The sequence below is a fragment of the Ruegeria sp. BHSA123 genome (assembly GCF_059613425.1).
The window spans coordinates 1-13,425 of record NZ_JBXWSL010000031.1 but is presented as its reverse complement, the minus strand read 5'-3'; the positions used below and the strand labels follow the sequence as shown (position 1 = coordinate 13,425).

Annotated in this window: 13 protein-coding genes; 8 read left to right on the top strand and 5 right to left on the bottom strand. The window is 58.0% G+C overall.

Features of this window, described 5'->3' with window-relative positions; genetic code table 11:
* Positions 1–147 precede the first annotated feature (147 nt).
* The 7 genes from AC2FNC_RS14345 to AC2FNC_RS14315 all read left to right on the top strand — a co-directional run bounded on the left by AC2FNC_RS14345 (position 148) and on the right by AC2FNC_RS14315 (position 7,464).
* A complete protein-coding gene (locus AC2FNC_RS14345) occupies positions 148–549 on the top strand; it encodes a MerR family transcriptional regulator (protein WP_209503256.1) in 402 nt (133 codons plus the stop codon).
* Between the two features lie 42 nt (positions 550–591).
* The gene (locus AC2FNC_RS14340; protein ID WP_480517685.1) at positions 592–2,373 is read left to right on the top strand and encodes an acyl-CoA dehydrogenase C-terminal domain-containing protein; all 1,782 of its coding nucleotides are present in this window, start codon (positions 592–594) and stop codon (positions 2,371–2,373) included.
* Between the two features lie 55 nt (positions 2,374–2,428).
* Positions 2,429–2,641, top strand: coding sequence for a hypothetical protein (locus AC2FNC_RS14335; RefSeq protein WP_209503252.1), 213 nt, complete (start codon positions 2,429–2,431; stop codon positions 2,639–2,641).
* Between the two features lie 279 nt (positions 2,642–2,920).
* On the top strand, positions 2,921–3,559 hold the full coding sequence (locus tag AC2FNC_RS14330; protein WP_480603068.1) for a glutathione S-transferase family protein: 639 nt from the start codon (positions 2,921–2,923) through the stop codon (positions 3,557–3,559).
* An 11-nt stretch (positions 3,560–3,570) separates the two neighbouring features.
* Complete coding sequence (locus AC2FNC_RS14325; RefSeq protein ID WP_209503248.1) at positions 3,571–4,782, top strand: acetyl-CoA C-acetyltransferase; 1,212 nt, start codon at positions 3,571–3,573, stop codon at positions 4,780–4,782.
* Positions 4,782–5,270 (top strand): cupin domain-containing protein, encoded by a 489-nt coding sequence (locus tag AC2FNC_RS14320; protein ID WP_480492872.1) that lies wholly within the window; start codon positions 4,782–4,784, stop codon positions 5,268–5,270. Before AC2FNC_RS14325 ends, AC2FNC_RS14320 begins: the two co-directional genes overlap by 1 nt.
* Positions 5,263–7,464, top strand: a complete 2,202-nt coding sequence (locus AC2FNC_RS14315; protein WP_496715689.1) for a 3-hydroxyacyl-CoA dehydrogenase NAD-binding domain-containing protein — start codon at positions 5,263–5,265, stop codon at positions 7,462–7,464. The genes AC2FNC_RS14320 and AC2FNC_RS14315 overlap by 8 nt, the downstream gene beginning before the upstream one ends.
* Before the next feature lie 56 nt (positions 7,465–7,520).
* On the opposite strand, the gene AC2FNC_RS14310 is transcribed toward AC2FNC_RS14315, so the two are convergent.
* Positions 7,521–8,294, bottom strand: coding sequence for a Hint domain-containing protein (locus AC2FNC_RS14310; protein ID WP_496715687.1), 774 nt, complete (start codon positions 8,292–8,294; stop codon positions 7,521–7,523).
* A gap of 268 nt (positions 8,295–8,562) precedes the next feature.
* On the bottom strand, positions 8,563–9,498 hold the full coding sequence (locus tag AC2FNC_RS14305; protein WP_496715685.1) for a DMT family transporter: 936 nt from the start codon (positions 9,496–9,498) through the stop codon (positions 8,563–8,565).
* Positions 9,499–9,646: 148 nt separating this feature from the next.
* On the opposite strand from AC2FNC_RS14305, the gene AC2FNC_RS14300 reads away from it, so the two are divergent.
* Positions 9,647–10,660, top strand: a complete 1,014-nt coding sequence (locus AC2FNC_RS14300; RefSeq protein WP_480517691.1) for a hypothetical protein — start codon at positions 9,647–9,649, stop codon at positions 10,658–10,660.
* Positions 10,661–10,666: 6 nt separating this feature from the next.
* Here the strand turns inward: AC2FNC_RS14300 and upp are convergent, their stop codons facing one another.
* The 3 genes from upp to AC2FNC_RS14285 form a co-directional block, all read right to left on the bottom strand.
* On the bottom strand, positions 10,667–11,299 hold the full coding sequence (gene upp / locus AC2FNC_RS14295) for a uracil phosphoribosyltransferase (protein ID WP_480473547.1): 633 nt from the start codon (positions 11,297–11,299) through the stop codon (positions 10,667–10,669).
* The gene (locus AC2FNC_RS14290) at positions 11,296–12,282 is read right to left on the bottom strand and encodes an adenosine deaminase (protein ID WP_496715684.1); all 987 of its coding nucleotides are present in this window, start codon (positions 12,280–12,282) and stop codon (positions 11,296–11,298) included. The genes upp and AC2FNC_RS14290 overlap by 4 nt, the downstream gene beginning before the upstream one ends.
* A partial coding sequence (locus AC2FNC_RS14285) for a phosphopentomutase (RefSeq protein ID WP_496715683.1) occupies positions 12,279–13,425 on the bottom strand: 1,147 nt, incomplete at its 5' end. The genes AC2FNC_RS14290 and AC2FNC_RS14285, both read right to left, overlap by 4 nt.

Below are 13,425 nucleotides of genomic sequence, written 5' to 3'. Positions count from 1 at the left end.
ACGTCGGAAACCGCTTACGTGCACGGATGTTACGTCAACTAAAAAGTGACGCAGCGTCTGGATTACGTAAACGTCACTCACATGTTGTAAAGCACCCACCAACTGCGCAACTCATGTCTCATGACGCCAGTGACGAGAGTATGACGAATGACCGAAGATGTGATGACCATTCGCGAGATGTGCGAGACCTATGATGTCACACCACGCACCTTGCGGTTCTATGAGGCAAAGGAACTACTGTTCCCGATCCGCGAAGGCCAAAAACGTCTGTTCACCAAACGTGACCGGGCGCGGCTGAAGCTGATCCTGCGCGGAAAAAGATTTGGGTTCAGCCTCGAGGAAATTCGACAGCTGCTGGATCTCTACCATGTGGGCGATCAACAGGTCACCCAGATGAATCGCACTTATGAAATCGCGTGCGAACGTCTGGCTGACATGGAATCGCGCCGCGAAGAGCTGACGCAGGCCATCGACGATCTGAAAGAGCAGTTGCGCTGGGGCGAGAAAGTCATCGCCTCAATGAAACAGGAAAAGAAGGCGGCCGAGTAACCTCGCCCTGCTTTCCGGACATATGAATTAAGGGAGCTTCACATGCCCGTTTACAACGCGCCAACCAAAGACATGCAGTTCATTCTGCACGATGTTCTGAAAGTCTCGCAGTCGGACATCCCCGGCTATGATGAACTGGAGGCCGAATTCACCGGCGCAGTTCTGGAAGAAGCAGGCAAGGTTGCCGCCAACGTCCTGCATCCTTTGAACGTTGTTGGTGACACCGAAGGGTGCCGGTTGGAAAACGGCATTGTGTACACACCTACCGGGTTCAAAGACGCGTTCGAGCAGATGAAGGAAGGTGGCTGGACTGGCCTCGACATGCCGGAAGAGTATGGTGGCCAGAACATGCCCTACGTGATCGGCACAGCCGTAGGAGAGATGTTCTCGGGCTCCAACCAGGCTTTCACCATGTATCAGGGCCTGACCCATGGCGCAGCCTCGGCCATTCTGGCGCACGGGACAGACGAGCAGAAGAACAAATACCTGCCCAACATGGTCAGCTGTGAATGGACCGGCACCATGAACCTGACCGAACCGCATTGTGGCACCGATCTGGGCCTGATGCGTACCAAGGCAGAACCGCAGGGTGATGGCAGCTATAAGATTTCCGGCCAGAAGATCTTTATCTCGGCCGGCGACCACGACATGGCAAACAACATCATCCACCTGGTGCTGGCCAAGATCCCAGGTGGCCCCGAGGGCATCAAAGGCGTGTCGCTGTTTATTGTGCCCAAATTCATTGTGAACGAAGACGGCAGCCTGGGCGAACGCAACGGCGTATCGGTCGGAAAGATCGAAGAGAAAATGGGCATCCACGGCAACTCGACCTGCGTCATGAACTATGACGAAGCCACCGGCTGGCTGCTGGGCGAAGAGCACAAGGGCATGCGCGCCATGTTCACCATGATGAACGAAGCGCGTCTGGGTGTGGGCATGCAGGGCCTGTCGCAAGCCGAAGCGGCCTATCAGAACGCTCTGGAATACGCCAAAGACCGTTTGCAGGGTCGCGATGTGACCGGTGTCAAAAATCCGGATGGTCCGGCCGATCCTCTGATCGTGCATCCTGACATCCGTCGCAACCTGATGGATCAGAAAAGCTTTACCGAAGGCGCACGCGCGTTCATCCTTTGGGGCGCGACAATGATCGACAAGGCGCACCGCGCGGGAGACAAGGATGCAGACGGGCTGATCTCGTTGCTGACTCCGGTCATCAAAGGCTTCCTGACCGACGAAGGTTACGACATGACCGTTCAGGCGCAGCAGGTCTATGGTGGCCATGGCTACATCGAAGAATGGGGTATGTCACAATACACCCGCGACGCCCGCATCGCGATGATCTACGAAGGCGCAAATGGCGTTCAGGCGCTTGACCTTGTGGGTCGCAAACTGGCGCAGGATGGCGGCAAACACGTCATGGCCTTCTTCGAGATGGTCAAAAGCTTCTGCAAAGAAAACGGCGGCAAGGACGAAGCTTACGATAAAGCCTTCATCGAACCGCTGAAGGCCGCGTCCAAGGATCTTCAGGCCGCAGGCATGTATTTCATGCAGGAAGGCATGAAGAACCCGAATAACGCACTGTCCGGGTCCTATGACTTCATGCACATGTTCGGCCATGTTTGCCTGGGTCTGATGTGGGCGCAGATGGCCAAGGCCGCGCAGAACGCTCTGGACAGTAATGCGTCGGACAAAGAGTTCTACGAGACCAAGATCAACACCGGTCGCTTCTACATGGCGCGCCGCCTGCCAGCGACAGCGATGCATCTTGCGCGCATTCAGACCGGTGCGGACACGGTAATGGCACTAGACGCGGCGAACTTCTGAACTCAGTCTGGGTCCGGGCAACACCGCCCGGACCCAGCTTACCGGAGGAGACCAAATGCCAAAACGTTTTCGCCTGACCCGCCGCTTTCCGGTTGCGATGACTGAAGATGGGTATCGCAAACTCAAAGCGTTCGCGCGGGATGCTGGTCTGGACGAAGGCGAGGCGCTGTCTTTCTTGTTCGAGAATTTCAACAGCGTGATTGATGAGGAGAACCTGACCCACCGCCTACGCATCTTCAATTCCGAACTTGAGGCACGGAAGAGGTGAACTGCTGCGGAGAAAACTCAACGGCGCCTTTAATTTGAATGCCGGACGCCTCCGGCGGGAGTATTTGTGAAAAGATGAAGCGGCGATGCGTCCCTGCCACCGGGCGCACTCGCCATCAGGACAGGAACGACTTCACCTTTTGCGGTCATCGGCTCTCCAGCCTGTACTGCACGACCACTGAATACGAAGATGGTTGATGAAAGGTTACCTACTGCCCTTCAGCTTTTCAAAAATACTCAAATCCGGCCTAGCCAAATGCGCCTTGGGAGGGGCGAGCACATGACCATCAAACTTCATTGCTTCGGAGAAAGTGGAAACAGCTACAAAGCTGCTTTGGCTCTGGAAATGTCCGGATTGGAGTGGGAACCGGTCTTTGTCGATTTCTTCAAAGGTGTAACCCGCACGCCGGAATATCGTGCTGATGTAAACGAGTTGGGTGAGGCACCTGTTCTTGTCGATGGAGATTTTCGCACCAGCCAATCCGGCGCGATTCAGGCCTATGTCACAGAGAAATCCGGCAAGTTCGGTGGCAAGGACCGGGAAGAAAACTACGATATTCTGCGTTGGGTTTTGTGGGACAATCACAAACTCAGCTCAATGGCTGGTTTGACGCGGTTCCTGATCAATTTCCTACCCGAGCAGCACCGCAACCCTGACGTCATTGCATTCAATAAAGGACGTTTGAAAGCAGCTTATGAGATCCTGAACGCGCATCTGGAAGGCCGCGACTGGATCGTCGGCGACGGCGTGACCAACGCCGACCTTAGCTGCTGCGGCTATCTGTATTACCCTGAACCATTCGGTTTTGACCGTGCCGACTGGCCCCATATCGACGCCTGGCTGACCCGCTTGTCCGAACAGCCCGGCTGGAAACACCCCTATGACCTGATGCCCGGCAACCCGTCGGATCGAGCTTGAGGAGAAGACCCATGACCGAAGCCTATATCTATGACGCCCTGCGCACGCCGCGCGGCAAGGGCCGCAAGGATGGCAGCCTGCACGAGGTAACCTCGGTGCGCCTGTCCGCCCTGACCCTGAACGCGGTGAAAGAGCGCAACAACCTGGAAGGTCACGCTGTCGAAGACGTGATCTGGGGAAACGTCACGCAAGTGATGGAGCAAGGCGGCTGTCTGGCGCGCTCGGCCGTTCTGGCGTCCGACCTCGACCAGTCGATCCCAGGTCTGGCGATCAACCGTTTCTGCGCCTCGGGCATGGAAGCCGTGAACTTGGCCGCAAACCAGGTGAAAGGTGGCGCGGGCGATGCCTATATTGCAGGCGGTGTCGAGATGATGGGTCGCGTGGCCATGGGCAGCGACGGTGCAGCAATCGCTGTTGACCCCTCGCTGGCGATGGAGACCTATTTCGTACCTCAGGGCATCTCGGCCGACATCATCGCGACCGAGTATGGCTTTACCCGTGATGACGCGGATGCGCTGGCGGTTGAATCGCAAAGACGTGCTGCGGAAGCCTGGGCCGACAACCGGTTTGAGAAATCCGTGATCACCGTCAAGGATCAAAACGGTCTGACCATTCTGGACCGCGATGAATACATGCGTCCGGGCACCGATATGCAGAGCCTCGGCGCTTTGAACCCGTCATTCGCAATGATGGGCGAACAGATGCCTGGCTTCGACAAGGTTGCGATGCTGAAATACCCCCATCTTGAACGCGTAAACCACATCCACCATGCAGGCAACAGCTCGGGCATCGTGGACGGAGCCGCTGCTGTTCTGATCGGCAACAAGGAATTTGGCGAGAAATACGGCCTCAAGCCGCGTGCTCGCATCAAGGCCACCGCCAAGATTGGCACCGATCCAACCATTATGCTGACCGGCCCGGTACCGGTGACCGAGAAGATTTTGGCCGACAATGGCATGAAGATCAGCGATCTGGACCTGTTTGAAGTGAACGAAGCCTTCGCCTCGGTCGTGCTGCGTTTCCAGCAGGCATTTGATGTCGATCCTGCACTGGTCAACGTCAACGGTGGCTCGATCGCGATGGGTCACCCGCTGGGTGCCACGGGTGCGATGATCATCGGTACGCTGCTGGATGAGCTTGAGCGTCAGGACAAGGAAACCGGTCTGGCCACGCTTTGCATTGCATCCGGCATGGGTGCGGCAACCATTATCGAGCGCGTCTGATGCCCAAGCTGGATCTTTCTCAGATCCCGTTTCAGGGCGGCTCGGCCTATCCCGGCAAGCTGGCCGAAGCGACCGCAGGTCGCTTCGCGCAGCGGGTGGGCGATGCGGGCGGGCTGACCCAATACGGGGTCAACATCGTGCGGCTGGAACCGCAGGGCCTGTCCTCGCTGCGCCATTACCACATGAAGCAGGACGAGTTTGCCATCATCCTCACCGGCTCGTGCACGCTGGTCGATGATGATGGCGAGCACGAGATGCAGCCCGGCGATTGCGCTGCCTGGCCCGCAGGTGAGGCCAACGGCCATCATCTTGTGAACAAGACCGATGCGCCCATGACCTTTCTGGTGGTGGGCACACGGACCCCGACCGAGACCGGCTATTACAGCGACATGGACATGATGGTGAAGGTTGATGAGAACGGATTCTCCTTCACACGCAAAGATGGCAGCCCGCTGACGGCTGACCAGATTGGAGATGACAATGACTGATTTCACTCTGAGCAAAGACGCAGACGGCGTCGCCACGATCACCTGGGACGTGCCCGGGAAGACCATGAACGTGATGTCCTTTGATGGGCTAGCAGAATTGAGCGATTGCATCGATCAGGCGCTGGCCGACGATGAGGTGAAAGGCATCATCGTTACTTCGGGCAAAGAAGGGTCATTTGCGGGCGGCATGGATCTGAACCTGCTGGCGGTGATGAAAGAACAGGCGGGCGACAATCCGGCCAAGGGTCTGTTCGAGGGAACGATGAAAATGCACGCCCTGTTGCGCAAGATCGAACTGGCTGGCATGGACCCCAAGACCAAGAAAGGTGGCAAGCCGGTTGCTACAGTTCTGCCGGGGACCGCTGCGGGCATCGGAATGGAACTGCCCCTGTCCACCCATCGTATCTTTGCGGCTGAAAACCCAAAGGCGAAGTACGGCCTGCCCGAGATCATGGTCGGCATCTTCCCCGGTGCGGGCGGCACCACCCGCATGGTCCGCAAAGTTGGCGCCATTGCCGCGGCTCCGCTGTTGCTGGAAGGCAAGATGCTGGACGTCAAGAAAGCCAAGGGCGCAGGCTATATCGACGAGATTGCAGCCGATCCAATGGCAGCAGCCAAAGAATGGGTGCTGAACGCCAAGGACGCCGATCTGGTCAAGCCATGGGACGCGAAGGGTTATAAGATGCCCGGTGGCGCCCCCTATCATCCTGCAGGCTTCATGAACTTCGTTGGCGCGTCGGCGATGGTGAACGGCAAGACCCAAGGGGCTTTCCCGGCAGCCAAGGCTCTGCTGAGCGCGGTTTACGAAGGCGCTCTGGTGGATTTCGACACCGCGCTGAAAATCGAAGCGCGCTGGTTCACGTCCGTGCTGATGAACCCTTCGTCAGGTGCGATGATCCGGTCGCTGTTCCTGAACAAGGAAGCGCTGGAAAAAGGCGCCGTGCGCCCCGCCGGTGTCCCGGATCAGTCGGTCAAGAAGATCGGTGTTCTGGGCGCGGGCATGATGGGGGCTGGTATCGCCCTGGTTTCGGCGCAGGCCGGTATGGAAGTGGTTCTGATCGACCGCGACCAGGAGGCTGCGGACAAAGGCAAAGCCTATACCGATACCTATCTCGACAAAGGCATGAAGCGCGGCAAGGTCACGGCTGAGAAAAAAGAGGCCATGCTGGGTCGCATCACCGCGACGCCGGATCTGGACAACCTGAAAGGGTGTGACCTGATTATCGAAGCCGTCTTTGAAGACATGGGCGTCAAGGCTGAGATGACCAAGAAGGTCGAGGCGATTATCCCCGAGGACTGCATCTTTGCATCGAACACCTCGACCCTGCCGATCAGCGATCTGGCCAAAGCCTCGGTGCGGGCAGACCAGTTCATCGGCATCCACTTCTTCTCACCGGTCGAGAAGATGTTCCTGGTCGAGATTATCAAGGGCAAGGAAACCGGGGATCGTGCGGTGGCCAAGGCGCTGGACTATGTGCGCCAGATCCGCAAGACCCCGATCGTGGTCAACGATGCGCGTTTCTTCTACGCAAACCGCTGCATCATTCCATATATCAACGAAGGCGCGCGCATGGTCACTGAAGGCGTCAGCCCCATTTTGATCGACAACGCCGCGCGGCAGTTGGGTTTCCCGGTCGGTCCGATCCAGTTGACCGACGAAACCTCGATTGATCTGGGTGCCAAGATCGCCCGCGCGACAAAGGCGGCGATGGGCGATGCCTATCCGGAAAGCCCCTCGGACGATTTGATCTTCTGGATGGAGGAACAGGGCCGTCTGGGTCGCAAGGCGAACGCGGGTTTCTTCGACTATGACGAAAAGGGCAAGCGCGTCGAATACTGGAAGGGCCTGCAAGAGAAGTATCCGCTTGCCGATGACCAGCCTGACCTGATCGAAGTGCAGGAACGTCTGATGTTTGCTCAGGTTCTGGAAGCGGTCCGCGCACTGGAAGAAGGTGTTCTGGAAGACATCCGCGAGGGCGATGTCGGTGCAATTCTGGGCTGGGGGTTTGCCCCGTGGTCGGGTGGTCCGTTCAGCTGGCTGGACATCATCGGCACGCCCTATGCGGCCGAGCGTTGTGATCAATTGGCCGAGACATACGGCGAACGCTTTGCCTGCCCGCCGCTGCTGCGCGAGATGGCAGAAAAAGGTCAGAGCTTCTACGGTCGCTTCAACCCCGAAGCAAAAGCCGCTTAATCCAATGACGCGGGCGCATGTCATCATGCGCCCGCATCGTTCTTGTCAGTGTTTGGTTAGATCTGCCATTCGGGCCGCAGGAACAGAACCGGCGCGCTTGGGCGTCCCGGTCGACCCGGTCGCCTGACCCCAAATGGCGGGCGGATCGGAAATATCGGTTCCTGGGGAATGGGTGCAGGCAGCGCACCCAATGGGTTAGCAAGAGCCGACATATCGCCTCTGCTTATAAGCGAATGGATCAGGTCGGAGGCAACCTCTTCGGTCGCGACTTCATACCGTGTTCCCGTAGTTGCGCCGCGCATGTTGAAGCGACCGGACGGGCAATAGGCCTGCAATCCGCCTTCGACAAAGATCACCTGATCATCATCAAAGAACAAGGAAAACACTTCAAAAGACGACCCCGGTGCCTGTGACGTCAGGCGACCGGCTCCGTTCAGCAAACGCGCGGGCAACACCGAAGGTCCATCGGCCTTGGCGTTGATCCGGGACAGGTTCAGCGCCATGCCCTGTTCGGGCATCAACCAGACAGCTCGCCCGTTATATGCGGCGTGGGCAGGCACGAGGATCGGCAGGTACTCGACCCGGCGCTCATCGGCCGGAATGACCACAACGCTTATTGAGATGCGCCGAACCTCTTTAAACCCATGATCGAGGGTTCGAACCAGATCACCTACCGCGATCCGTTCGACCGGCTTCCACCCTGCAGTCGTGGCGATCTTGGTGCCGTGCAAAAACCCGCCACGGCGCGCATTTACCGCCTGTTTTTTGTTGGTTCGATCAACTTCTGGCAGCTGATCCAGATAAACAGAAATACTTGTTACTTCGGACACGTGCCTTACCCCCTTTTGGCACAAAACGGTTATGCCAATGAGCTAACACCAAAAATTCTGCCCGTCACATTTCAGACATATTTGCGCCCATTTTTGACCAATTCCGCGTAATTACCGAGGGTTTTCGTGAACACTCCAGAAAGCTCACCGAGCATTTTTGCCATTTCTGAAACGAATGCCATTTGTCGATCCTCCGAATCCACGGCGTTTCACTGGATACGGAAATAACAAAACGGTCTGGCTTAGACGTACATACGACCCAATCGCGTCAGGCAACTTTTTGCTGGTCAGATGATCGGCTGGCGCGCCACCCCAGCAACAGACCCGCTGACGCAATCATAAGGATGCCCGAAATCTGAAAGACGCCAATGGCTTGTCCAAAGGCCACAAAAGCGAAAAGCGGGCCGAAAATCATGACAGAATACTCGAACACCGCCACATAAGACGGCTCGCCCACCTGATACGCCTTGATCAGCATGAAAACCGCGATTGTAGAACCGATAGCCTGAGTAACCAGCCACGGTATGGCAGGCCCCATATCCCAGACCCATCCACGCGTAACAAACCCCTCGGCACCGTCTGCCGTAACGACCGGCGAGATTGTCAGAAACGTGAGCCCCATCGCACCGGCCAAACCCAGCGTAATGACCATGACGGCCAGCATGGCCACAGTGCTTTCCTGAGAACAATGTGTACGTGTGAGGATCGAACTGAGGGCATAGAAAAACCCGGCCGCCACGGGCACCAACGTGCGCAGGTCAAAATCGCCGGGGTTTGGCTGAAGCACCAGAAGGATGCCAGTAAATCCAATCAGTACTGCCAGTATGCGCCACGGCCCTATTGGTTGCCTGAGCACCAGAGCGGAGATCAACAGCACAAAAATCGGTGAGGTGAACAACCCTGCCAGCGCCTGTGCAATAGGCATCATGGCAAGGGATGCAAAATAGAACAGCATTGCCGTGGTAATCAGAACGCTGCGCAAAATGACGGGACCCCACCGCACGGGCCTCAACCCGCCCAGCCCCAGAAACGACAGGCCAACTATCAGCGGCAGCATCAACAGTGCACGGGTCAGATGGAACTGCCACAGCCCGACGGTTTCGGCCAAAAGGATCACAACATTGTCGATGACGCCGATAATTGCCATGGCACTGACCATCAGGGCCGAAGCCAGCACAGCAGAAGATGAGGAATGCGCCTGCATGAAGTCGTGTCCTGATTGTGATCGTGGGCCGACAGTCTCGATCCTTTCGGGTATCCAGCACAATTCGCAATGACTGCGCAACAGGTTTGCGCCCTGCGATTTCACCATGCTAAGCTGCGGCAAAACAAATTCGAGCAGACCCACCCAGATGACGGCCCTGAAACAGTACCAGCGGATCGAAGCCACCGGTCTGTGGCGCCCCTCGCCCGATGAACAGCGGCGCGAGGTTGTGGTGTCTATCGGCGAAGCCACCCTGACCATTTCCGATTTCAATGACAGGGCACTGACCCACTGGTCGCTGGCAGCACTTGAACGCCAGAACCCCGGTTCCTTTCCGGCCATATTCAACCCGGACGGTGATCCGGATGAAACGCTTGAGCTGGCCGAATCCGAAACCACGATGCTTGAAGCGATCGACCGATTGCAGCGCGCTATAGATCGGTCCCGCCCCCACCCGGGGCGTTTGCGCTGGCTGAGTGTCGGAGGCGTCGTGGCCGCTGTGCTGGCGCTGTTGCTGTTCTGGCTGCCCGGTGCGCTGCAAAACCATGTTGTCTCGGTCGTGCCCCAAGTTAAACGGCAAGAAATCGGCGATATGATCTTGCATCGGATCGAGCGCGTCTCGGGCCGGGCCTGTACGTCGCGGGATGCTCGGGATTCACTGGAACAATTGGCCCGGCGCACCGGCGTACGGCAGATCATCATTCTGCCCGCAGGCGTTCAGGACAGCCTCAGCCTGCCTGGCGGCACAGTCCTGCTAAGCCGTGCTTTGGTAGAGGATTACGAAGACCCTGCGGTCGCAGCGGGCTATGTGATTGCTGAACGGGCGCGGACCGCGCACAAAGACCCGCTGGATGACTTGCTGGACAGAACCGGCGCAACCTCTGCCTTTAGACTGCTGACAACCGGCGGACTGACGTCCGAGATTATCGACAAATATACCGAGCAGGTCCTGTCACAGCCCCGCCCGGCCATTTCTGATGACGATTTGCTGGCGATGTTCTCGCAAAGCGCGCTTCCCTCAACCCCCTACGCCTATGCCCGTGATGTGACCGGCGAAACCGTTCTTGGCCTGATCGAAGCGGATCCAATGGCGGGAAGGGCGCTGGAACAGGTGCTGCCGGACCGCGACTGGGTCCGGCTACAGAATATTTGCGGCGAATAAACCGGGTTACTTGGTTCCGAACATCCGGTCACCGGCATCCCCCAGACCGGGCATGATGTAGCCTTTCGAGTTCAACTCGCGGTCCAGCGCTGCTGTGACGATACGCACGTCAGGGTGCGCTTCTTTCATCCGCGCGACACCTTCGGGTGCCGCCAACAGGCACAGAAAGCGAATATCCGTCGCCCCGGCCTCTTTCAGTAGGTCAATGGCCGCGGCCGAGCTGTTGCCGGTGGCCAGCATTGGATCCACCGCAATGACCAAACGGTCCTTCAGGCTTTCGGGGGCCTTGAAATAATACTGTACGGGTTTCAGCGTTTCTTCGTCGCGATACAGCCCCACGAAACCGACGCGTGCTGAAGGCACAAGTTCAAGCACCCCATCCAGCATCCCGTTTCCGGCGCGCAGGATTGACACCAGCGCCATTTTCTTACCTGCCAGAATGGGGGCGTCCATCTCTTCCATCGGCGTTTCGATATTGCGCGTGGTCAAGGGAATGTCGCGCGTGACCTCGTAGGCCAGCAGCAATGTGATTTCGCGCAACAACTGCCGGAACCCGGCGGTCGAGGTGCCCTTGTCCCGCATGAGCGTCAGCTTGTGTTGCACCAGCGGGTGATCGACGACGGTCAGATGTTCGCTCATGTGTTCTCCAGTCTTTTCTTGACCCGCGCGCGGGTGTCTTCATCGCAGAAGGCCGCATTCAGGGCCATCTCATTCAATGCCGCAAAATCCCCGGCCTCCCAACCGAAAGCCGCGTTCAACATCTCATATTCCCGCCGCATGGTCGTGTGAAAAAACGGAGGATCGTCGGTGGAAACCGTAACCTTTACGCCCGCATCGCGCAGTTTCGCGATGGGGTGGGCAGCAAAATCTGGGAAAAGGCCCAGAACCACATTCGAACCCGGACACACTTCAAGCGTGATATCCCGGTCAACCAGTTCACGTACAAGATCAAGGTCTTCGATGGCGCGGACGCCGTGCCCGATACGCTCAACCCCCAGATCGCGCACAGCGTCGCGCACACTGTCAGGACCGCCAAACTCACCCGCATGCGTGGTCAGGCGCAGCCCGGCTTCGCGGGCACAATCGAAAGACCATTTGAAATCGCCCTGCGTGCCAATGGATTCGTTGCCGCCCATGCCGAAACCGGTGATCCAGTATCCGGCGGTCTCGGCCGCACAATGGGCACTTCGCCTGGCTTGTTCGGCGCCAAAATGGCGGACACAGGTAACGACACCGCGCAAGGTGATACCAAATTTACGCTCGGCCTCGTCTGCCGCATCCTGAATGGCGTTCAGATAATCCCGCCACGCATGCAGGTCGCCACCGCCGCAAAAATCAGGGCTGAGGAAGGTCTCGGAATAAACCACGCCATTTTCAGCGCTTTCCTCAAGAATGGCCAATGTCAGCCGCCGGAAGTCTTCGGGCGTTTTCAGAACTTCGCAAGCGGCTTCGTACACGCTCAGGAAATGCGCGAAATCACGAAAATCATAAGATCCGTCCGGTTTGAAGATACCGCTCAGATCCACACGTTTTTCATGCGCAAGCTGACGGATGAAGGCCGGAGGTGCCGCGCCTTCGTGGTGAAGATGCAGTTCGATTTTGGGCAGGTCTGCGACGCTCATAAAAAGTTCCTTCCCGGCCCTTGCGCCGGAATGTTCAGATGATGGGCAATGCTGGCCGCGATATCGGCAAAATCCACTTGCCCGATCTGTCCAGCACCCTGCCCCGCAATCAGAACCGGAACCTGTTCACGGGTGTGATCTGTTCCGGTCCAGCTTGGGTCATTGCCATGATCGGCAGTCAACAGCAACAGGTCGCCCGGGTGAAGCTTCTTAAGGACTTCTCCGATCTCGCGGTCGAACCATTCCAACGCACGCGCATATCCGCTGATGTCCCGGCGATGTCCGTACAGGCTGTCGAACTCGACAAAGTTGGCGAAGGTCAGACTGCCCTCTTCCGCCTCGTCTACAAGGTCAGACAGGTGCTGCATTAGCTGGGCATCCGACCCTTTGCGCAGCGTGTTGATCCCCTGCATCGAAAAGATGTCGCCGATCTTACCTACAGCATGAACCCGCCGCCCTGCATCCTGCACCCAATTGGTCAGCACCGGTGCCGGGGGCAGAATGGCGAAATCCTTGCGATTGGTCGTCCGATCAAACCCCGTCTCAGGCGTTCCGACAAAGGGGCGCGCAATGACACGCCCGACTTTCATCTGATGCAAACGCGGAGCAAGCGCGCGGCACATGTCCAGCAACCGTTCCAGCCCAAAGCTTTCCTCATGAGCCGCGATCTGAAATACACTGTCAGCGGATGTGTAGCAGATCGGCCAGCCGGTGCGCATATGCTCGGCGCCCAGCTCGGCAATGATCGCTGTTCCGGACGCGTGGCAGTCGCCAAGAATGCCTTCGGTCCCGACGGCTTCGGCTGCCGCGCGGCTCAGTTCCGTTGGAAAAGCCGGAACCGTGTTCGGAAAGTAATGCCAATCCCAGGGCACCGGCAGGCCCGCCAGTTCCCAGTGGCCTGAGGGCGTGTCCTTACCGGGCGAATGCTCACGCGCGCAGCCCCATAGTCCAGCGGGTTCGGCATCGAGGCCCGGAGTGGCCTCTCCAGACGCCAGCCGCACAGCCGCGCCCAAACCCAGCGCGTCCAGATTGGGCAGGTGCAAAGGGCCGGTGCGCCCCTCTTCTGCACGGCCTTCCGCGCAGGCTTGGGCGATATGGGCCAGCGTGTTTGCCCCGGTATCCGGGACATCACCGTTGAAAAAC